Origin of the sequence: Sporolactobacillus sp. THM19-2 (assembly GCF_004153195.1) — a bacterium.
Taxonomy (GTDB): Bacteria; Bacillota; Bacilli; order Bacillales; family Sporolactobacillaceae; genus Sporolactobacillus.
Genome location: NZ_SEMC01000003.1, coordinates 131,614 through 152,282 on the forward strand (window position 1 = coordinate 131,614; position 20,669 = coordinate 152,282).

The window sequence follows — 20,669 nt, forward strand, 5'->3', positions numbered from 1 at the left end:
ACCTCAGTCTGTCAAGTATTCAACAGTTATCTTTCATGGAGTGTATCATTCAGGCGGTCGGAGAATTGCTGTGCCGCATGAAAGCCCATATTTTTCAAACGATAGTTCATTGCAGCCACCTCAATAATGACGGCCAGATTTCGACCGGGGCGTACCGGAAGAACAAGACGGGGAACCTCTGTATCGATCAGTTTCGTCTTTTCTTCATCCAGACCCAGTCTGTCATACACTTTGTTCTGATCCCAGAGTTCCAGATGGATCACAAGGGACACGCGTTTATAATTTCTCACTGCGCCGGCACCGAAGAGGGTCATGACATTAATGATCCCCAGCCCGCGTATTTCCAGTAAATGCTGGATCAGCTCAGGTGCATTGCCGATCAGTTCGGATTCACCCTCCTGGCGAATCTCCACTGAATCATCCGCGACCAGTCGGTGTCCGCGTTTCACCAGTTCCAGTGCCGTCTCACTCTTGCCGACCCCGCTCTCGCCGGTAATCAGTACACCGACTCCGTACACGTCCACGAGTACGCCATGTACAGCAGTCATCGGTGCAAGACGCGATTCCAGATAATTAGTAATCATGCTGCTCAGACGTGTTGTTTTCATTTTTGACTGAAGAATCGGTACATGGCGTTTGTTAGACGAAATAATGAATTCTTCCGGCACGTCAATGCCCCTGGAAATGACGATACACGGCGTCTGAGCTGTACAGAGCTGAGAGGTACGCTTGTAGCGTTCATCCATGCTCAGTTCATTAAAAAAGGAAAGCTCGGTCCGTCCGAGAAGTTGCAGACGGCGTCTGGGATAATAGGTAAAATAACCGGCGATCTCCAGCCCCGGCCGTGAAATATCGCTGACGATGATTTCACGGTCAATTCCTTCTTTCCCGCTGACAAGTTTCAAATTGAAATGATTAATCAGTTCACTGACACGCACTTTGTTCATGAGCCTGACCGCTCCTTATTGCTGTTGATATGAAACCGGCCGGCACTGCCCGCCCGGCTGCCATGATGAGGCACCTTTTGCCTTTATTTTACCATATATTTTCGCATTTCGGATCAGCGCCGGCGAATGGGTTTAATGATAAATGTCTGAATGATCAGCTGAAAGATTGCCATGATAATGGCAACAATCAGGGCACTGCCGAATCCGTCCAGCTGAAAGGCAGGACCCATAATCGCCGAGGTCAGAAGCAGCATCAGGGCATTAATCACAAAGATAAAGAATCCAAGGGTCAGTAAGGTCACCGGCAGGGAGAACAGAATCAGGATCGGCCGGATGAAAAAATTGAGCAGGGACAGAATTACGCTCGCGACGAATGCCGCCCCGACTCCGGACAGATAGACCATGGTGTGTAAGTATCCTGCCAGCGTCATTAAAATAATCATATTGATGATGATATTTATCATAACGTTGGCAAACCATCTCTTCATCAAAAAATCACTCTCTCTGTTCGGGGATCACAAGATATGCCAGAAAATAGCCGATCACACAGGGGAAAAAGGCCGTAACGATTAATAATACAATAAAAATCAGACGAATCAGCGTCGGATCTATATTAAGGTATTCACCAATGCCGCCCAATACGCCACCAAGAATTTTATTTTCTCTTGACCGATACAGCTTTTTCTGCATCTTTAGTTTCCTCCCGGAAAATATTTTTTTCTCACTTATTCAACTATACCCTTATGCCCTGCAGATTAACAAGCAGAATGTAGTCAACTTTGCTCCGGCCGGTCTGTGCGAATGGCTCTTTTAAGCTCCTGACGATTTATCTATTTATCCCGCATTAACGGGCAGTAAGAACCCCCACCTCAAAGTAATCAGGATAAACACACATGCCCGGGTGAGGGATCACTGCCCGTAAAAGCCCGATGGGTTCAACTAACAATCAGTGGGGATAAAGCCCCCCACTGATTGAAGTTTCACTTTATCCCGCATGAACGGGCAGTAAGAACCCCCACCTCAAAGTAATGAGGATAAACACACATGCCCGGGTGAGGGATCACTGCCCGCAGCCGCCCGATGGGTTCAACGAACAATCAGTGGGAATGAAGCCCCCACTGATTGAGTTTCACTTTATCTTGCTTTTCCGGCCGCCATTTTCTGGTTCTTCATCCGGTCAGCCATCCGCTTTCGGTCCCGTTCAAGGATCGGTTTCAGATATATACCGGTATAAGATCCGGCTGTTTCCGCAATCTGTTCCGGTGTACCACTGGCCACAACTGTCCCTCCGCCTGCACCGCCTTCCGGTCCAAGGTCAATCAGGTAATCCGCGCATTTAATGACGTCCAGATTGTGTTCGATAATCAGAACGCTGTCGCCACTGTCGACCAGGGCCTGGAGGACGCGCAGCAGTCTTGCGATGTCATCGGTATGCAGCCCGGTCGTCGGTTCGTCCAGAATATACAGGGCGCGCCCCTTTGTCCTTCTGTAGAGCTGTGAAGCGAGCTTGACACGCTGCGCCTCACCACCGGACAGTGTGGTTGCCGGCTGCCCGAGCCGGATGTAACCGAGCCCGACCTGATCCAGTGGTTCAAGGCGACGCTTGATCCGCGGTACATTTTTAAAGAACTCCAGTGCTTCCTCCACGGTCATATCCAGGACATCGGCAATGTTTTTCCCTTTATACGTGACGTCAAGCGTTTCCCGGTTATAACGTTTCCCGTGACACACTTCACAGGGCACATAAACGTCCGGAAGAAAGTGCATTTCAATTTTAATAATCCCGTCACCGCTGCATGCTTCACAGCGCCCGCCTTTGACGTTAAAACTGAAGCGGCCTTTTTTATACCCGCGGACCTTTGCCGCACTGGTTGCCGCAAAGACTTCACGGATCATATCAAAAACACCGGTATAGGTGGCCGGATTGGAACGGGGAGTCCGTCCGATCGGTGACTGGTCGATCTGAATCACCCGGTCGAGTTCTTTGATGCCCTTAATCTGTTTAAAGGCGCCCGGCAGCTCCCTGCGCCCGTGCAGTTTCTGGGCCAGCGCTTTGAACAGCACGTCATTGACGAGCGTACTCTTCCCGGATCCAGATACACCGGTGACGACCGTCATGACGCCAAGCGGGAAACTGACGCTGATGTCTTTCAGATTGTTGGCTTTTGCTCCGGTAATTTTAATCGCCCGTCTGGTAACCTTCCTGCGCTTTGCCGGAATGGGAATGAACTTTTTCCCCGACAGGTACTGGCCGGTCAGCGAATGGGTATTCTTCATGATTTCCGCCGGGGTACCCTGGGCAGTAATCTGTCCGCCATGTTCACCTGCACCGGGACCGACATCAATGATGTAGTCCGCGGCGAGCATGGTATCCTCATCATGTTCCACGATAATCAGCGTGTTACCCAGATCACGCATGCCGAGCAGGGTATGAATCAGACGGTCGTTGTCCCGCTGATGCAGGCCGATCGACGGCTCGTCAAGGATGTAGAGCACCCCCATCAGCTGCGAACCGATCTGAGTGGCCAGTCTGATCCGCTGTGCTTCGCCGCCGGAGAGCGTTCCCGCCGGACGGCTGAGTGTCAGATAATCAAGGCCGACATCGATCAGGAACTGAGTCCTCTGCCTGATTTCACGCAGAATCAGTCTGGCGATCGTCTTCTCCTTTGGTGTCAGTTCCAGAGAATTGAAGAACGTCTGCATGTCACGGATTGACAGCTCCGTCACTTCACTGATCTGTTTTCCGCCAATCTTCACAGCAAGCGCTTCAGTCCTGAGCCGGTATCCGTGACAGGTCGGGCAGATTTTCCGGGTCATATACGTCGACATCTGATCGCGGACAAAATCGGAACTGGTTTCCCTGTAGCGGCGTCCAATATTCGGGATCACACCTTCAAAGTACATGTCTTTATCACGTACATCGCCAAATTCATTTTCATAATGGAAATGGATCCGCTGCGTGCCTGACCCGTACAGAATAATTTTCATCTGTTCCGCCGGCAGTTTTTTAACCGGGATGTTCATATCAATGCCGAAATGCGCACAGACGGCTTTCAGAAGCTGCGGATAATACTGCGAGCTGGTCGGTTCCCAGGCAACAATCGCCCCGTCGGCAAGGGATTTGCTTTTATCAGGAATAACCAGATCAGGATCAACTTCCATCCGTGCACCAAGCCCGTCACAGTCCGGGCAGGCACCAAACGGACTGTTGAAAGAAAACAGTCTCGGTTCCAGTTCACCAATTGAAAAACCGCAGTACGGGCAGGAATGCTGCTCGGAGAAAAGCAATTCTTTCCCGCCGATGATATCGACAATGACACGGCCGTCTGTCAGCTTGCAGGCTGACTCCAGTGAATCTGCAAGGCGCGCTTCAACACCGGGTTTCACAATGATCCGGTCGATGATGACATCAATCGTGTGCTTTTTATTTTTTTCAAGTTTAATGTCTTCGCTGACTTCATGGATCTCGCCATCCACCCGGACACGGACATAGCCTTTCTTTTTAATGTCTTCAAGGACCTTCGCCTGCGTCCCCTTCCTTCCTGAGATCAGCGGTGCGAGAATCTGCAGCCGGGTCCGCTCAGGGAAGACCATGATCCGGTCAACCATCTGTTCAACAGTCTGCGACGAAATCTCAATATGGTGCTTCGGGCAGAAAGGATGGCCAATCCGGGCAAAAAGAAGGCGCAGATAATCATAGATTTCTGTCACCGTGCCGACGGTAGAACGCGGGTTATGACTTGTCGTCTTCTGATCGATAGAGATCGCCGGAGAAAGCCCTTCAATAGCGTCCACATCAGGCTTTTTCGTCTGACCCAGAAACTGGCGGGCATAGGCGGAGAGCGATTCAACGTAGCGCCGCCGGCCTTCCGCATAGATGGTGTCGAAGGCCAGTGATGATTTCCCTGATCCGGACAGTCCGGTGACCACAACCATTTTGTCACGCGGAATGGTCACGTTGACATTTTTCAGATTATGTTCACGGGCACCTTTTACGACGATATTTTCAAGTACCATGAGTCTGTTATCCCTCCGCCTTCAGTTCATGAATAATATCTCTGAGCTCAGCGGCCCGCTCAAAGTCGAGTGATTTGGCCGCCTTCTTCATTTCAGTTTCCATGCTGATAATAGTTTTCTTCCGTTCTGTCTTTGTCAATTTGCGTTTCTTCTTCTTGCCGGATTTCTTCTGATCCTTCGCTTCATACGTAGCCTGAATCAGTTCCGGAATAGCTTTGCTGATCGTCTTCGGCGTGATATGATGTTTTTCATTAAAGGCGTTCTGGATCGTCCGCCGGCGATTCGTTTCATCAATCGCTGCGCGCATCGAATCCGTGATCCGGTCGGCGTACATAATGACCTGTCCTTCCGCATTACGCGCCGCCCGGCCAATCGTCTGGATCAGCGACCGTTCGGAACGCAGGAAGCCTTCCTTATCGGCATCAAGGATCGCAACGAGCGAAACTTCCGGAATGTCCAGCCCTTCACGGAGCAGATTGATGCCGACCAGCACATCAAACTCACCGCGCCGCAGATCACGGATAATCTCAATCCGCTCAAGTGTTTTAATTTCTGAATGCAGGTAGCGGACTTTAACCCCCATACCCTTCAGGTAATCCGTCAGGTTCTCCGCCATTTTTTTAGTCAGCGTCGTCACAAGGACACGCTCATTGCGTTTCGCCCGGATATTGATTTCATTATAAAGATCGTCAATCTGCCCCCTGATCGGACGGACAAGAATTTTCGGATCAAGCAGTCCGGTCGGGCGGATGATCTGCTGCACCGGCTGACCCGAGTGTTCCATTTCATAGTCACCGGGCGTTGCAGAGACATAGACAATCTGATTGACTTTATTCTCGAACTCATCAAACGTCAGCGGACGGTTATCTTTCGCCGATGGCAGGCGAAACCCGTGATCGACAAGGACATTCTTCCTTGCCTGATCCCCGTTATACATCGCCCGTACCTGGGGAAGCGTCACGTGCGATTCATCCACCATAATCAGAAAATCATCGGGGAAATAGTCCAGAAGCGTATACGGCGGATCTCCCGCCTTGCGAAAAGTAAGATGCCGGGAATAGTTCTCAATCCCTGAACAGAACCCTACTTCCTCCATCATTTCCAGATCATAACGGGTCCGCTGTTCCAGACGCTGCGCTTCCAGCAGTTTGCCGTTATCGCGCAGCACCTTCAGCCGTTCATCAAGCTCCGCCTGAATATTTTTAATGGCCCGTGTCATTTTCTCCTGGCCGGTAACGAAGTGCGAAGCCGGATAGATGGCCACATGATCCCGCTCACCAACAATTTCTCCGGTCATCGGATCCATTTCGGTCAGCCGGTCAATTTCGTCACCGAAAAATTCAACACGGATGCAGTGATCGTCACGCGATGCCGGGAAGATTTCAACCACATCGCCGTGCACGCGAAACGTTCCGCGTGTAAAATTCACATCATTACGTGTGTACTGGATATCTACCAGCCGGCGCAGCATCGCGTCTCTGTCTATTTCCATCCCCGGCCGGAGTGAGACAACAAGTGACTTGTACTCTTCCGGAGAACCGAGGCCATAGATGCAGGACACGCTGGCGACAATGATCACATCGCGGCGCTCAAAAAGTGCGCTTGTTGCCGAGTGCCGTAATTTATCAATCTCATCATTAATACTCGAATCTTTTTCAATATACGTATCGGTCTGGGGGATATAGGCCTCAGGCTGATAGTAATCATAATAACTGACAAAATATTCAACAGCATTGTTCGGGAAGAATTCCTTAAATTCATTGTACAGCTGGCCGGCCAGTGTCTTATTGTGGGCGATGACCAGCGTCGGTTTCTTTACCTGCGCAATCACATTCGACATCGTGAATGTCTTTCCTGTTCCTGTTGCGCCCAAAAGTGTCTGGTGCTTCTTTCCACTTTCAATGCCCTGAACAAGTTCACGGATGGCCTCAGGCTGGTCCCCCTGCGGCCTGTAACTGGATACAAGTTTGAAGTCCATGCATCCGACCTCCCGTTTCTCGAAATCGTTAGTTCAAATTATATCATATCCAAAGGGTGAAAGGACGGAAAAAGCGAACAAATATTCCCGGAAGGAAGGTGCGCTTTTCACTATCTGAACACACAACAAAAACGCTCCCTCACCCTGTGACGGCTGGAAGCGTTTGTATTGTAACGTATCATATATTTTTTGAATGTGCATCTTCACCCATATACTTTTCTATTTCGCTGACTACTTCTTTCGCTGCTTTCCGGCTCAGAATCAGTTTTCCGTTTGCCAGAACCAGGTTGTCCGGCGAGACTTCATTCGTAATCTGGCAGGCCATGCTTGGAACATATTTCTGGAAAATAATTCGATCCTCTTCAGTAAAGATTTCCAGTGGATCGCCTTCTTTAATATTCAACGTTCTTCTCAGTTCTATGGGAATCACGACGCGGCCCAGCTCGTCTACTTTACGTACAATACCGGTGGATTTCATGCTTCATTTTTTCTCCTTTCCTGGATTTATACGATCCCTAAGTAAATCATAGCACAATACTGGATAACATTAACATTTAACGCCCATGGAATTTCTTTGTCCGTCAGCGTTTTATTTCAGATTTATGGAACATCCGGGAAATGCTCCGATACGGCTCCCGCTTTCAGACGTCACGGGCAGCGCACCTCTCAAAGCTCCATTTCCAAACTATGAAAATCTGGAAAAAGAGCCGCTCGGTTATTTTACCGGATTATGTTCCATACATAACCTTCGCATGAGGCAGGTCCGCTTTGTCTTTTTAACCCATTTCCGGCTCAAGAAAAAGCAGTCCAATTCTGTGACTGTCACCCTCATGTATTGTGCCCTTAACAAAGCGTGGTTCCCCAAACCGGTCGAGTACTTCCAGTTTACAATAGGCCGGATTTTTCTGCAGAGCCTGATAAAAATCATATTCACTTGTCACCGTAACATCATTCACCTGCAGAATCTGTTCACCGGAGAGAATTCCCATCCGTGCGCCAGGAGTATGCGGAATGACGCCGATGACGCGAATGCCCTGATTCGGCATGGTGTAATAAAAGGGGCGCGACTCGCGCAGGTAATGATGATACCAGACCAGACCCAGGCGCCCGACCAGGGCCAGAAGACCACCGATCACCGCCATGAAGGGCAGGTGCAGATCCGGCCAGGCCAGCCCCACAAAAAGTGCCGTAAATCCTGTACAGATTAACAGCCAGTGACCCGTCTCACGTACAGCACGCCCGGGAAGTGTGTGCGTGATCAGCTGAGCAATACCGACGCCAAGTGGAAACATGATCAGACCGTACGAACTACCTGTATCGGGAATAAACGGCCAGGGGCCCGCCGACCCTATGGGTCCCGAGGGAGAAGGAAGTAAGAGCAGGAGCGGGACAATCCATAACTCACTTGCTTCATGAGCCCCTGCGAGTCCGCCGCGACGACTGTTAATCAGCCGCGGAGAGGACTGAGACGCACCCCAGAGATAAACGAGCAGGCACTCCATCAGCATACAGACGACGACGAAGACGCCGAGAGAAAAGAAGTTCACCTCGCGGATCTCACTGATCCAGCGGTTGATCAGCGAAAAAGGCGTCTGAAAATCAGGCATGAACCATGCAGCAGGCAGGGCCAGACCACCGGCAATCGCCGGTGAAAGAAAACGAAGCTGCGTCGTCAGCATGATGACCAGATAAGCACAGGAGAACAGCACGATTACCCCCTGCGTCAGCGCCGTACCGGAAACAAGCAGGAGTACTGATCCGCTGAGCCCCATGAGTAAAGAGGGCACAATACTCCTGAAAATCGTATTGAACATGCCATATGCCTTAACATGAAATGAGCGTCGCTCCCGCCGGACACGCTGCGCACTGAACAGAAACAGTCCGGCAACCAGCAGGTAAAAAACCGGATTTAAGAAAAAAGAGGCAAGGCCTGATAAGATCGATCGCACAATATCCGCCATTCGAATTTCCTCCACAATCATCAGCAAAATGAAGAATCTATTAGTTTAAGAATACAGCAAAAACACTCCCACTGTGAACAATTTGCTGAAAAAAACGATGAAACGGGGTAATCATTCCCAATAAAATAGATTCTATTTGTTATTTTGAACAGGGAAGGTCTCTGGTGGGAAACATCATATTCAGTTCGAAAAATCTCCGGGGCAGTAAAAAATTTAAGCGCTTTATTATTTTCTACGGTCAGGTACCGCGAAAAAACAACAAAGGAATGATAACATGGGAAAAAAAACTGACGCTACTTTACGTGAGGTCCAGGGGTTTTGGAATTCTCCTATTCTTTTTTGGCCGGTGATTTTAATTTCTGCCTCCGCATGGATAACATTTATTTTAAAATATTTTTTTAATATCATCTTATTTAATAATATTGACACTCCACGTGATTTATTTGGCTATTTGTTATTACTTGGAATTTTGTTCCCGCTATTATTCTTTCTTGTTACGTTTACTATTGAGGTCAGGACAGGCGGTGTATATTTTCGATTTTTTCCGTTTCACATTCGCTACAAAAAGATTCCTTTTAAAAGTATCGCCTATTATTATCCGGTAAATTATAGTACGATCTCTCGATTTGGAGGAATAGGAATTCGATTTAACTCTCGTGGTGAAAAAATATATAATTTGGGAGGCAACAAGGGAGTTGAAATTGGATTAACAACAGGAGAAAAATTGGTTATAGGTACGAATCAAGATGAAAGACTTAAAAAGGCAATTGATCAAGCGAGATTCAAGTAAATTTTGGCTTTTCGCCGATAAGACCTGAACTTTGGCCGATAAATTTCTGTCCTGAAAATAACTTGAGTCCTGAACTGAAAAAGCAATCGATTCAGCATTCATATATTCAGGCTGACCGCGCGTGGCGACAGGATTGCCAGAAAGAAGAAAAAACCGGGTTTCCCCGGTTTTCATGCTATGTCATTTATTTGATTTCTTTCAGAACTTCCTGAACCGCTGCACTGAGCTGGCGGTCGTTCTTCGGACTGGCAATGGCTTTCAGCGTAGCTGCCTGAAGCGCTTCAGCTGTTTTCTGATCAATGTTTCCTGTCACAGGCAGACTGACGTCCTTCTGAAAAGCGCTGACCGCACGGGTTGTCTCTCTGCTGAAGTACCCGTCAGCACGCTTCGGATCAAATCCGGCCGCTTTCAGCATCTTCTGAGCGTCAGCAATATGCGAGCTCGTCTGATCCGGCTTCAGAACCTGGTCCTTCTTCAGAACCAGCGGTGCGGCATAGAAATAATCCGGCTGCTTCACTTGAATTGTCGGCTGAACCCCTTTCTTGTGGATCCAGTCTCCGTCTGGCGTCAGCCACTTATTGGTGGTCAGTTTCAGTTCACTTTTATCAGAAAGCTGAATGCCCTGCTGAACCGTCCCTTTACCGAATGATTTTTCACCGACCAGGCGGTAACCTCCGGCCTGTTTCAGGGCGCCGGCCAGAATTTCCGACGCTGATGCACTGCCGCCATCGATCAGACCGACAATCGGATAGTTCTTCTTCTTATTCGATGTCGAGTAAAACGGCTGACGCTTACCCTGCCGGTCTTCGATCTGAACAATCGGTTTCTGATTTGGCACAATCAGGTTGGCTATTTTTTCGACAGCCTGCAGATAGCCGCCCGGGTTCCCGCGCACATCCACAATCAGGCCCTGCAGTTTCTGTTTTTCAAGAGATGTCAGGGCGTCTGCAAACTCCTGGTCGGTTTTTTCGTTAAACTGTGTAATGGCGATATATCCGATCTGACTGCCTGACTGCCGGATCATCCGGCTGTCAACCGTGCGCAGCGGAATGTCATCACGCTTAATAGAAAAGCTAAGTTCATTATCCGTGCCCGGACGCCGGATACCCAGTTTGACGACCGTTCCTTTTTTCCCGCGGATCCGGCTGACGGCTTCGTTGATGTCGAGGCCCTCCGTCGTCTTCCCATCGATAGAAACGATCTGATCATTTGGCCTGATGCCGGCTTTCTCAGCCGGTGATCCCTTGATCGGTGAAACAACACTCACTCTGTTTCCGACCATCTGAACTTCGGCTCCGATCCCCTGGAAGGATGAAGAAAGGGATTCGGTGAATGCTGTGGCATTTTTGGCATTCATGTAGCTTGAGAAGGGATCACCCAGCGCGCTGATCATCCCTTTTATCGCGCCGTCATACAGCTTGCTGCTGTCGACTTTCTGAAAATAGTCTTTTTCAATTAAATCGTGAATGGCTTTTATTTTTGCGGTCTCCTGGTCTGCCGCGGCTGAACCGGTCTCCACGGCCGGCGCCGTCGTCTGTTCATTGCTCCTGGTCAGGCTGTATGCCACAAAAGAGCCCGCCGCTCCACCAATCACGAGCGACAGCACCATCAGTAAAGCGACTATTTTGCCGCTGAATTTTTTCATCCTGCTGCCTCCTTCAGTATCTGTAAAACACGCCCCGGGCAGCAGTCAACAGCTCCAGAAATGATCATCGTCCGTGGCCGGTATTTGCCTTTTAGACCTTGAGAAATTTCCGTACTGAACTCAGACTGCCCCAGACGCCGATTGCTGCGCCAATGCCGACCAGAAGCAGGCTGAGATTAAGCGTCATCGTATGATAAGGAATCAACCTGATGAACATCTGGGATAAACTGCCCCCAAGATTATAATAGGCAAAATGATAAACAATAATAACCAGAACGATCGGAATCACTGCTCCCAGAACGCCCATCATCAGCCCTTCAAGGAAATAAGGCCAGCGGACAAAGGCATTTGTCGCACCAACATATTTCATAATTTCGATTTCCCGGCGCCGGGCAACAATCGTCAGTTTGATCGTGTTGGCGATCAGGAAGATCGATGTAAACAGCAGGCCGATAATCAGCACGATACCGACATTGCGCGCGATGTTGATGAACTTGAACAGTTTCTCAACAGTTCCTTTTCCGTAGCGGACGTCGGACACATGCGACAGACTTTTCACTTCAGAAGCCACACCGATCGTCTGTTCCGGCTGATCAGTTTTCAGGATGAAGGCATTCGGGAGCGGATTCTGTTTCGTCAGATCCTTAAACGTCTTCTTGTCACTGCCAAGACTGTCCATCAGATTATTCAGCCCTTCTTCTTTAGGCTGATAGGCGACGGACTGTACATTATTGATGCCTTTCAGCACATTCTCCAGTCGGTTTGTATCCGCCTGCGTCGCCGACTGATCGACATAGACGCGAACTTCCACATCATTCTCAATATCTCCGACAATTTTATTCAAATTGAAGAGTACCATCAGAAACAGCCCGACCAGGACGAGAGAGACGGTTACCGCACTTACGGAGGCAAAGGTCATCCATCCGTTTCGGCCCAGGCTTTTGAAGCTCTCATTAACGTGTCTGTGCAGTGTCCTAAGCTTCATAACCGTAACCCCCTTCTTCTTCATCGCGGACGATCATGCCGCCCTCAAGGGCAATGACTCTGTGCTTGATCCGGTCCACGATATCACGGTTGTGTGTCGCCATGACAATCGTTGTCCCCTGTTCGTTGATCCTCTTAAACACATCCATGATCTGCCAGGAAGTTTCCGGGTCGAGGTTCCCCGTTGGTTCATCGGCGATCAGGACTGGCGGCCGGTTACAGATAGAACGGGCAATCGATACGCGCTGCTGCTCGCCGCCGGAGAGCTGATTGGGGAAGGAACGTATTTTATGCTTCAGTCCGACAAGATCCAGGACCTCCATCACGCGGCGTTTGATCACGCGCGGCGGCTCCTCGATCACTTCAAGCGCGAAAGCGACATTTTCATAAACAGTCAGTTTCGGAAGCAGACGAAAATCTTGGAAAACAATGCCAATCCTCCGTCTCAGATAAGGAACCTGTCTTTCTTTTAGCTTAGCTATATCTTTATGAGCGACAAGAATTTTGCCTCTCGTTGGTTTCAGTTCTCTGAAAATCATCTTGATAAACGTTGACTTGCCGGCGCCACTGGGTCCGACGATATAGACAAATTCGCCCTTCTTAACCGAGAGATCAATACCATTTAGTGCCATGACACCATTAGGGTAAGCTTTCCAGACATTCTGCATCTGAATCATGTCTTCCATATGTTGTGTTCCCCCATGCTCCCTTTGAAAAATTTGATCAAAGTCCTCTCTGTCTGCCTGGTAGAGCCTGTTTTTAAAATTATTCGAACAGCCGGTAAAATAAGCGGGTATCCCGGCTGATGCAAAATGACACAGGTCGACAAATTTTACGGATTTCTCTGCCTGCCCTGCCGTCTTTCTTATGTATCAGAACTCACCAGGAGCGACCTTAATCAATTTTTATTATACCATTCAAACCCGACCGACTACGTAAGAAAAATATTACATTTAAATTTCAAAATCTGACAGGATGCGACAGAAATGAAAACAAATCAGACTCCCCGGTAAAATCCGTTACCGAATACTTCCGTCGCATTCGTGACGATAAAAAAGGCTTCGGGATCAATGGAGCGGATCAACTGTTTGAGATGAGTCAGCTCGCTCTGCGAAACGACAGTCATCAGCATCGGCCGGTCATCCCCCGTATAGCCGCCGCGGCTGCTGATCCGCGTCACCCCCCGGTCGATCTCCTCGAGAATGGCGCGCCGCATCTTGTCTTCCCTGTTTGAAATCACGAGTGCCATTTTCTCTGTATTGAACCCGAGCTGGACGACGTCGATCATTTTTGCCTGAAGATAAATGCTGATCAGCGCATAAAGTGCTGATTCCAGGGAGAGCGTAAAGGCAGAAGCAAGGACAATCGCACCGTCAATGGCCGACACGCAGAAACCAAGTGAGAGCCCGGTAAACTTCTGGAAGACCTGACCGGCAAGCGCGGTGCCACCGGTCGAACCGCGTCCGCGAAAGACGATGCCCAGCCCCAGTCCGACCCCAATCCCGCCAAAAAGTGCGCCGAGCAGCGCATTGTGGGTCGCAGCCGGCCAGTCTGCCGTCAGAAAAACGGAGAGCGGCAGCATCAGCGTACCAATCAGCGTCTTAAGCGCATAATCAAAATAACCGAAGCTCTTCCCGAGCATCAGAATGCCGATGATAAAAAGCGGGATATTCAGTCCCCAGAGGACATAGGCCGGCTCCCAGCCGAGTGTCCAGTGCAGAATAATGCCGATCCCGCTGACACCCCCCGCTGCAATTTGATTGGGCAGCTGAAAAAGATTAAAAGAAATACCGAGAATCGTCGAACCGGCAATCACATAAAAATAATCCAGTACCGCCGCTTTCCATCCGCGTGGTGCGGCAGCATGCTTGTCCCTTTTCACCAGGAAAGACATGACTCGTGCTCCTTTGTTCCTGTTTTTGATGAGGAGCCGGGACACATCCCGGCAACAAGATGAATAAAGTGAAAATTCAATCAGTGAGGTTTTTCTTCTCAAAGTAAAAAAAGGAGCCGTCGAGGCTCCTTTTTCAGTCCTGATCATGACAGATTCAGTCTGAGACAGGCATCGATGAATGGATCGATGTCTCCGTCCATCACCCGGTTCACATCGCCGATTTCCACATTCGTCCGGTGATCTTTCACCATCGAATACGGATGGAAAACATAGGAGCGGATCTGACTGCCCCAGCCGATTTCCTTCTGTTCGCCGTGCAGAGCGGCTTTTTCTGCTTCGCGTTTTTCTTCCTCCATCTGGTAGAGGCGCGATTTCAGCATCTTCATCGCCTGGTCCCGGTTCTGAAACTGAGAACGTTCAGACTGGCAGCTGACTACAATCCCGGTCGGAATATGAATCAGCCGGACCGCCGACGATGTTTTATTGATATGCTGCCCGCCGGCGCCGCTGGAACGGAACACTTCCATTTTCACGTCTTCCGGACGGATATCAATGTCGATACTGTCATCGAGTTCCGGAGTTACCTCGCAGGAAACAAAGGACGTATGACGCCTTCCTGCTGCGTCAAACGGAGAAATACGGACCAGACGGTGAATGCCCTTTTCCGTTTTCAGATAGCCGTAGGCATCCAGGCCTTTGATCAGCAGGGTAACACTCTTCACACCGGCTTCATCCCCCGGCAGATAGTCGAGCGTCTCGACAGAGTAGCCGTGGCGTTCTGCCCAGCGTGTGTACATCCGCAGCAGCATGGACGCCCAGTCCTGGGCCTCTGTCCCACCGGCGCCGGGATGCAGTTCCAGAATCGCATTGTTCCGGTCATGTTTGCCGCTGAGCAGCAGCTGCGTTTCATAATGATCGAATGCCTTACCGGCTTCGGCAAGTGAGGTCTCCAGTTCGTTTTTCAGGTCAGCGTCATTTTCCTCTTTTACGAGTTCATAGGCCACCTGAAGATCTTCAAGCTTAGTGATCAGCTCGCTGAGGGAGTCGACCTTGCCCTTCAATTCATTGGATTCATCGATCACTTTCTGGGCTTTTTCATTATCATCCCAGAAACCGGGCAGGGTCATCTGTTCCTCAAGCTCGGCGATACGCTCCTTTTTGCTGTCTAAGTCAAAGAGACCCCCTAAATTCTTTGAGACGGCCTGCCATCTCGTCGATTTCATGTTTCATTTCTGATAATTCCATTGTTCATCCTGCTTTCTTACTGCCTGGACTTATTTACCGTGGCAGTTCTTATATTTTTTACCGCTGCCGCATGGGCATGGGTCGTTACGCCCGACATGCATCTTACGGACAAACGGTTTTTTCTTCTTCGGCTTATCATCCTGACCGCCTGAAATGACGTGCAGACCGTGAGTGACGCGCTCGCGTTTAATCGGCTCTTCCGGCTCACGAATTTCAGCACGCATCAGGAAGTTTACTACTTCCTCTTCGATGCTCGCAATCATTTCTTCGAACATCTTGTAGCCTTCGACCTGATAGGCGCGGTAAGGGTCAACCTGGCCGTAAGCCCGGAGGTAGATCCCTTCGCGGAGCTGTTCCATCGCATCGATGTGATCCATCCACTTCGTGTCGACCGTCCGCAGCATGATCACCCGCTCGAATTCGCGCATCCGCTCCGGCGTGAACTGTTCTTCCTTCTTGTCGTATTTGGCAATTGCCCTGTCATACAGGTCGTCAATCATCTCTTCCGGATCCTTGCCCTCAAGATCCTTAAGCGTCAGAACGCCGTCATCAAAAATACGTGCGTTCAGGAAATCGATGACCGACTGAAGATCCCACTCTTCCGGCACTTCATGCTCCGGCGTATGAGCCTTCACTTCATTTTCAATCACCGTTTTGATCATATCCTCGATATCCGGGCGAACGTTCTTCGATTCCATTACTTCCATGCGCTGCTTATAAATAATCTCCCGCTGCTGGCGCATGACATCATCGAATTTCAGCAGCTGCTTACGGGCATCGAAGTTGTTGCCCTCAACGCGCTTCTGGGCTGATTCAACAGACCGGCTGACCATTTTACTTTCGATCGGCGTCTCATCATCCATGCCAAGCCGTTCCATCATGCCCTTCATCTTGTCCGATCCGAAGCGGCGCATCAGATCGTCTTCAAGGGACAGATAGAACCGCGATTCACCGGGGTCCCCCTGCCGGCCGGAACGACCACGCAGCTGGTTATCAATACGCCGCGATTCGTGACGTTCTGTACCGAGGATGAACAGGCCGCCAAGATCAGCCACGCCCTCACCGAGCTTGATATCTGTCCCACGGCCAGCCATGTTGGTTGCGATTGTGACGGCTCCGACCTGGCCGGCATTTTCGATGATTTCCGCTTCACGTTCGTGGTTCTTTGCGTTCAGCACATTGTGCGGAATCCCGCGCCGTTTCAGCATTTTCGAAAGCATTTCCGACGTTTCAACGGCAACCGTACCGACCAGCACCGGCTGACCGCGGTGATACAGTGTCGCAATCTCTTCCACGACGGCTTTGAATTTACCTTTTTTCGTTTTGTAAATCAGATCCGGATGGTCTTCACGGATCATCGGCCGGTTCGTCGGAATCACAATGACATCCATATTGTAGATGCTCTGGAATTCTTCCTCTTCGGTCTTCGCCGTACCGGTCATACCGGCCAGCTTGTTATACATCCGGAAGAAGTTCTGCAGCGTGATCGTGGCCAGCGTCTTGCTTTCACTCTGGATCTCCAGACCTTCCTTGGCCTCAATGGCCTGATGGAGGCCTTCGCTGTACCGTCTTCCCTGCATCAGCCGGCCGGTAAACGGATCAACGATGATGATCTGGCCGTTCTGAACGACATAATCCGTATCGCGGTGCATGATCGCATGCGCCTTCAGGGCTTCGGTCACATGGTGGTTCAGAGCGACATTGGAATAATCATACAGATTTTTAATATGAAAGAATTTTTCTGCCCGGGTCATGCCCTCTTCGGTCAACTGTACCGTCTTCGTCTTGAGATCCACTGTGTAATCCTGCTTTTCTGTCAGAAGCCGTGCAAACTGATTAGCGCGGATATAAAGATCCGTCGACTTTTCCGCATTTCCGGAAATGATCAGCGGCGTCCGCGCTTCATCGATCAGGATCGAGTCCACTTCATCGACAATCGCATAGTTCAGCGGGCGCTGAACCATTTCGTCCTTATAAAGCACCATGTTGTCACGCAGATAATCGAAACCGAACTCGCTGTTCGTCCCGTAGGTAATGTCTGCGTTATACGCCTCACGTTTCTCTGCAGGCGACATGCCGGCTACATTCAGGCCGACCGACAGGCCGAGAAAATTATACAGAAGACTCAGCTGAGTCGCATCGCGTTTCGCCAGATAATCGTTAACGGTGATCAGATGAGCGCCCTTGCCCTCGAGTGCGTTCAGATACAGCGGCATCGTCGCAACGAGTGTTTTCCCTTCACCGGTTTTCATCTCGGCGATATTCCCCTGGTGCAGCGCAATCGCGCCGACCAGCTGCACGTAAAAAGGCGTCAGTCCGAGGATACGTGTCGATGCCTCACGGACAACGGCAAACGCTTCAGGCAGTATATCATCAAGTGTTTCACCATTTTCCAGGCGCTGCCTGAACTCCGGGGTTTTTGCCTGAAGTTCTTCATCGCTCAGCGCCTTCATTTCGTCGGCCATGCCGTCAACGACATGGGCCAGCTTTTGCATTTTGCCAAGCTTGCGGATGCTTGTATCGCCCAGAACTTTTTTAAGCATTCCTATCATGCCTGCATACACCTCAATTTTGACTTCCGCGTCATGCCGGGCCGGCACGCCGGGATGGTTTTGGTTTTTATCAGTCCTGTCCCTAATACTCACCTTCAATCACGTCCGGCAACTCTCCCGGCGTGATCTAATCATATGCCTTCTATTGTAACAATCTTCCCGAACAGTGACAATATATGAAAGAATGGTGAAAATTCACTGTTCAGTATATCTTTTCGCAGGGCACTCCGCCGATCAGGGGGAAAGTCACCCTGATGTCGTAAACAGCCCTGAAATACACACAACTTTCATTATACGCCAAGTTGAAATACTTGAAAACAACCGGGCAGCTCTCTTTCTGAAACCCGGGCATGAAGAAAACGACCGAGCGGCACATTGCAGGCTTAATTTATCTGATACGACAGCCTGAATTCAAACGCTCATTATCACGCTAAAAAGAACCGGAAAGGATGTCTCCTTTCCGATTCCCCGTTCGACCTGCTTCTTCACCTGATGCTATTCCTGATCGATCAGCCCATACCGCCCGTCTTTCCGGCGATAGACGACATTAATAGTGTTACTTTCTGCATTTTTAAAAACAAAGAATGAGTGTCCCAGCATGTCCATTTGCAGGATCGCTTCTTCCACCGTCATCGGCTTCAGAACAAAACTCTTTCTGCGCACGATTTCAGGCGCGTCCTCCCCTGTTTCCGGTTCCGCCGTCCTGGTCAGGGTTGCACCGGCTGCTTCGCGTACCTGCCGGTCGTTCTGACGGCTCTTGCGGTACAGCTTCGTCTTATATTTCTTAATCTGACGCTCCAGTTTGGAAACCGCCTGATCAATCGATGTGTACATATCCTCTTCGCCCACTTCAGCTCTCAGGAGAAGCCCCTGTATCGGGATGGTGACTTCAACCACCTGTTCTGTGTTGTGCACCCGCATGTTGATGCGGGCACTCGTTGCCAGAGGCTCACTGAAATATTTCTCCAGCTTGCCAATCCTTTTCTCCGCGTATTTCTGCAGAGACGGTGTAACAGCGATATTTTCTCCCCGAATATTGATATCCATGAGAAAGCCTCCCTTCGATATTATATACTTTCGACATTCCCATCCTGATTCCTTCTCAAACTGTAAAATTAAATTACAACACCCGTTTTCACCGACAAGGATCTGACAAAGTTTTTCGTTTGTTCACAAAATTGCCATCGATGCAAAACAAGTACTGATTTCATGCAATAAATCAATAGAATCTAAGCCAATGAAAGCGCTTTTTTCTATTGACCTTCCCCTGATTAACACATATAATAAAAACGCAATGAGGGATAACCCCCTCAGAAAGTGACGGGTTTCACAGGATAACCTGTTGCTCAGTGGTAGAATAAAGGTTTTGTCTGATGAACACTTTGTGATGATTTTCACGATGATGCTGTCGGCCGGTGAACCTATACCAAAAAGGGGAGACATGACATGTCTGTACAAAAAGAAGAAATCATTGAACTGTTCGAAAAGCTGAATGATGATGAAAAAGAATCGACCTACAACTATCTGCAGTTCCTGGCCAGCCTGAATGCGGATGAAACTGCAGACAATGAAGGCGAAGCCGTTGCTGCTGACTAATAGACAAACCGACATGAACACGGAAAGGCCCATTCGATGACAACAGATGCCATCGAATGGGCTGTTTTATTTTTTTAAAATGAAACTTCAATCAGTGGGAGTTTCGGGCACACAGGACGTGCTTGTGCAGGCGTTGCGACAGGAGGCCCTCGTTTTTAGCCTGCATCATCTCCCACTGATTGTTCGTTGAACCCATCAGATTGCTGCGTCCGCCATCTGGGCATGCTCTTTTACCCTGAGGTGGGGGGGCTTACTGCCTGTTCATACGGGGGAAAAAACCACTGATCCACGGTCAGCGGTCACTCTCTTTTATCCAGATACATGCCATCTTTTGTCGGTCCGGTGTACGGATTGCGGTAGCGGCTGACGGTACGTTTCCGATGCTTAAACTGCTGCATCTCCTGAACGATGTCTTGGCGGATGGACCGCAGCTGCTGATTGATGTACTGATTGATCTCCATGATGTGCTGGCCGATCGCCCGCTCATCGGCACTGCACGTGCCGGAGAGCCGGCTGAGCAGCCGGCCGCGCTCATCAAGCAGATGCTGCAGCTGTTTGATGAACGTCTCACGCGGCACCTGCTCCTGTTTTCCAAGCAAGTCCTCAATCTGCACTGTCTTATTGTAAATCTCCTGCATCATCATCTTACGCGCGGTTCCGTTTCGGTTGATTTTTCTGCGTGATCGCAATGACCTGCTTCCAGGTATCGCGGAAATCGGTAACCAGTCCCTCGACCTCATCCAGAATCTCCAGATCATTTTTCAGGTTTGCTTCAATCATCCGGCGGTAGATGTAGTCGTAGAGCTGCATCATACTTTTTGCGACCGGCTGCTTCTGGTCAAGGGTCACCATCAGCTCGTGGATGATTGCCTGCGCTTTCTGCAGATTGACATTCTTCTTTTCAATATCATTTTTATTCATTGCGAGTTTCGCCTGCCTGATGAATTTGATGCAGCCATCATAAAGCATCAGGGTCAGTTCACCCGGTGTCGCCGTCAGGACCGAATTCTGTTGATAGGCTTTATATGCACTTGCAGGCATGGTTTTGTCCCCCTCTTGT

General features: G+C 49.7%; 18 protein-coding genes. 2 read left to right on the forward strand and 16 right to left on the reverse strand.

From position 1 onward, the window contains the following. Positions 1–26: 26 nt before the first annotated feature. From hprK to EWH91_RS04120, 7 genes are all read right to left on the reverse strand, one after another. Positions 27–947 (reverse strand): HPr(Ser) kinase/phosphatase, encoded by a 921-nt coding sequence (gene hprK, locus EWH91_RS04090; protein ID WP_129928748.1) that lies wholly within the window; start codon positions 945–947, stop codon positions 27–29. A gap of 113 nt (positions 948–1,060) precedes the next feature. After that, on the reverse strand, positions 1,061–1,435 hold the full coding sequence (locus EWH91_RS04095) for a phage holin family protein (RefSeq protein ID WP_206184277.1): 375 nt from the start codon (positions 1,433–1,435) through the stop codon (positions 1,061–1,063). A gap of 7 nt (positions 1,436–1,442) precedes the next feature. Beyond that, positions 1,443–1,637, reverse strand: a complete 195-nt coding sequence (locus EWH91_RS04100) for a PspC domain-containing protein (protein WP_129928750.1) — start codon at positions 1,635–1,637, stop codon at positions 1,443–1,445. A 444-nt stretch (positions 1,638–2,081) separates the two neighbouring features. Next, a complete protein-coding gene (gene uvrA / locus EWH91_RS04105) occupies positions 2,082–4,964 on the reverse strand; it encodes an excinuclease ABC subunit UvrA (protein WP_129928751.1) in 2,883 nt (960 codons plus the stop codon). A 7-nt stretch (positions 4,965–4,971) separates the two neighbouring features. Further along, the gene (gene uvrB, locus EWH91_RS04110; RefSeq protein WP_129928752.1) at positions 4,972–6,942 is read right to left on the reverse strand and encodes an excinuclease ABC subunit UvrB; all 1,971 of its coding nucleotides are present in this window, start codon (positions 6,940–6,942) and stop codon (positions 4,972–4,974) included. A 178-nt stretch (positions 6,943–7,120) separates the two neighbouring features. Further along, on the reverse strand, positions 7,121–7,420 hold the full coding sequence (locus EWH91_RS04115) for an AbrB/MazE/SpoVT family DNA-binding domain-containing protein (RefSeq protein ID WP_129928753.1): 300 nt from the start codon (positions 7,418–7,420) through the stop codon (positions 7,121–7,123). A gap of 298 nt (positions 7,421–7,718) precedes the next feature. Beyond that, positions 7,719–8,903: a PDZ domain-containing protein gene (locus EWH91_RS04120; RefSeq protein WP_129928754.1), complete on the reverse strand. Its 1,185-nt coding sequence runs from the start codon at positions 8,901–8,903 to the stop codon at positions 7,719–7,721. A 274-nt stretch (positions 8,904–9,177) separates the two neighbouring features. On the opposite strand from EWH91_RS04120, the gene EWH91_RS04125 reads away from it, so the two are divergent. Then, positions 9,178–9,693 carry a DUF6141 family protein gene (locus EWH91_RS04125; RefSeq protein WP_129928755.1) on the forward strand — a complete coding sequence of 172 codons (516 nt, stop codon included), beginning with the start codon at positions 9,178–9,180 and terminating at the stop codon, positions 9,691–9,693. A 184-nt stretch (positions 9,694–9,877) separates the two neighbouring features. Here EWH91_RS04125 and EWH91_RS04130 read toward each other — a convergent pair whose 3' ends face one another. The 7 genes from EWH91_RS04130 to hpf form a co-directional block, all read right to left on the reverse strand. Further along, the gene (locus tag EWH91_RS04130) at positions 9,878–11,338 is read right to left on the reverse strand and encodes a S41 family peptidase (RefSeq protein WP_129928756.1); all 1,461 of its coding nucleotides are present in this window, start codon (positions 11,336–11,338) and stop codon (positions 9,878–9,880) included. A 91-nt stretch (positions 11,339–11,429) separates the two neighbouring features. Beyond that, the gene (ftsX, locus tag EWH91_RS04135; protein WP_129928757.1) at positions 11,430–12,323 is read right to left on the reverse strand and encodes a permease-like cell division protein FtsX; all 894 of its coding nucleotides are present in this window, start codon (positions 12,321–12,323) and stop codon (positions 11,430–11,432) included. After that, complete coding sequence (gene ftsE, locus EWH91_RS04140) at positions 12,313–12,999, reverse strand: cell division ATP-binding protein FtsE (RefSeq protein WP_129928845.1); 687 nt, start codon at positions 12,997–12,999, stop codon at positions 12,313–12,315. Before ftsE ends, ftsX begins: the two co-directional genes overlap by 11 nt. 320 nt (positions 13,000–13,319) lie before the next feature. Continuing rightward, a complete protein-coding gene (locus EWH91_RS04145) occupies positions 13,320–14,216 on the reverse strand; it encodes a YitT family protein (RefSeq protein WP_129928758.1) in 897 nt (298 codons plus the stop codon). A gap of 143 nt (positions 14,217–14,359) precedes the next feature. After that, positions 14,360–15,461, reverse strand: a protein-coding gene (gene prfB / locus EWH91_RS04150; protein ID WP_129928759.1) for a peptide chain release factor 2 whose coding sequence is annotated in 2 segments (ribosomal slippage) — positions 14,360–15,388 and positions 15,390–15,461 — 1,101 coding nt in all. Because the reading frame shifts where the segments join, the coding sequence is not laid out codon by codon here. A 29-nt stretch (positions 15,462–15,490) separates the two neighbouring features. Then, positions 15,491–18,013 carry a preprotein translocase subunit SecA gene (secA, locus tag EWH91_RS04155; RefSeq protein ID WP_129928760.1) on the reverse strand — a complete coding sequence of 841 codons (2,523 nt, stop codon included), beginning with the start codon at positions 18,011–18,013 and terminating at the stop codon, positions 15,491–15,493. 495 nt (positions 18,014–18,508) lie between these two features. Beyond that, positions 18,509–19,060, reverse strand: a complete 552-nt coding sequence (hpf, locus tag EWH91_RS04160; protein ID WP_129928761.1) for a ribosome hibernation-promoting factor, HPF/YfiA family — start codon at positions 19,058–19,060, stop codon at positions 18,509–18,511. Positions 19,061–19,459: 399 nt separating this feature from the next. Here hpf and EWH91_RS14440 point away from each other — a divergent pair, with 399 nt between their 5' ends. Next, a complete protein-coding gene (locus EWH91_RS14440; protein WP_165364232.1) occupies positions 19,460–19,609 on the forward strand; it encodes a hypothetical protein in 150 nt (49 codons plus the stop codon). 299 nt (positions 19,610–19,908) lie between these two features. Here EWH91_RS14440 and fliT read toward each other — a convergent pair whose 3' ends face one another. Both fliT and fliS read right to left on the reverse strand, forming a co-directional pair. Beyond that, positions 19,909–20,298, reverse strand: coding sequence for a flagellar protein FliT (fliT, locus tag EWH91_RS04165; RefSeq protein ID WP_129928762.1), 390 nt, complete (start codon positions 20,296–20,298; stop codon positions 19,909–19,911). Continuing rightward, positions 20,255–20,650, reverse strand: coding sequence for a flagellar export chaperone FliS (gene fliS, locus EWH91_RS04170; RefSeq protein WP_129928763.1), 396 nt, complete (start codon positions 20,648–20,650; stop codon positions 20,255–20,257). Before fliS ends, fliT begins: the two co-directional genes overlap by 44 nt. Between the last annotated feature and the right edge of the window lie 19 nt (positions 20,651–20,669).

What these genes read in the sequence shown, in the direction of transcription:
- ftsE (WP_129928845.1), bottom strand. Translation starts at nt 12,999, where the DNA reads ATGATTCAGATGCAGAATGTCTGGAAAGCTTACCCTAATGGTGTCATG.
- EWH91_RS04120 (WP_129928754.1), bottom strand. Translation starts at nt 8,903, where the DNA reads ATGGCGGATATTGTGCGATCGATCTTATCAGGCCTTGCCTCTTTTTTC.
- EWH91_RS04115 (WP_129928753.1), bottom strand. Translation starts at nt 7,420, where the DNA reads ATGAAATCCACCGGTATTGTACGTAAAGTAGACGAGCTGGGCCGCGTC.
- hprK (WP_129928748.1), bottom strand. Translation starts at nt 947, where the DNA reads ATGAACAAAGTGCGTGTCAGTGAACTGATTAATCATTTCAATTTGAAA.
- EWH91_RS04100 (WP_129928750.1), bottom strand. Translation starts at nt 1,637, where the DNA reads ATGCAGAAAAAGCTGTATCGGTCAAGAGAAAATAAAATTCTTGGTGGC.
- ftsX (WP_129928757.1), bottom strand. Translation starts at nt 12,323, where the DNA reads ATGAAGCTTAGGACACTGCACAGACACGTTAATGAGAGCTTCAAAAGC.
- EWH91_RS04125 (WP_129928755.1), top strand. Translation starts at nt 9,178, where the DNA reads ATGGGAAAAAAAACTGACGCTACTTTACGTGAGGTCCAGGGGTTTTGG.
- uvrA (WP_129928751.1), bottom strand. Translation starts at nt 4,964, where the DNA reads ATGGTACTTGAAAATATCGTCGTAAAAGGTGCCCGTGAACATAATCTG.
- secA (WP_129928760.1), bottom strand. Translation starts at nt 18,013, where the DNA reads ATGATAGGAATGCTTAAAAAAGTTCTGGGCGATACAAGCATCCGCAAG.
- EWH91_RS04130 (WP_129928756.1), bottom strand. Translation starts at nt 11,338, where the DNA reads ATGAAAAAATTCAGCGGCAAAATAGTCGCTTTACTGATGGTGCTGTCG.
- EWH91_RS04145 (WP_129928758.1), bottom strand. Translation starts at nt 14,216, where the DNA reads ATGTCTTTCCTGGTGAAAAGGGACAAGCATGCTGCCGCACCACGCGGA.
- EWH91_RS14440 (WP_165364232.1), top strand. Translation starts at nt 19,460, where the DNA reads ATGTCTGTACAAAAAGAAGAAATCATTGAACTGTTCGAAAAGCTGAAT.
- hpf (WP_129928761.1), bottom strand. Translation starts at nt 19,060, where the DNA reads ATGGATATCAATATTCGGGGAGAAAATATCGCTGTTACACCGTCTCTG.
- fliS (WP_129928763.1), bottom strand. Translation starts at nt 20,650, where the DNA reads ATGCCTGCAAGTGCATATAAAGCCTATCAACAGAATTCGGTCCTGACG.
- uvrB (WP_129928752.1), bottom strand. Translation starts at nt 6,942, where the DNA reads ATGGACTTCAAACTTGTATCCAGTTACAGGCCGCAGGGGGACCAGCCT.
- EWH91_RS04095 (WP_206184277.1), bottom strand. Translation starts at nt 1,435, where the DNA reads ATGAAGAGATGGTTTGCCAACGTTATGATAAATATCATCATCAATATG.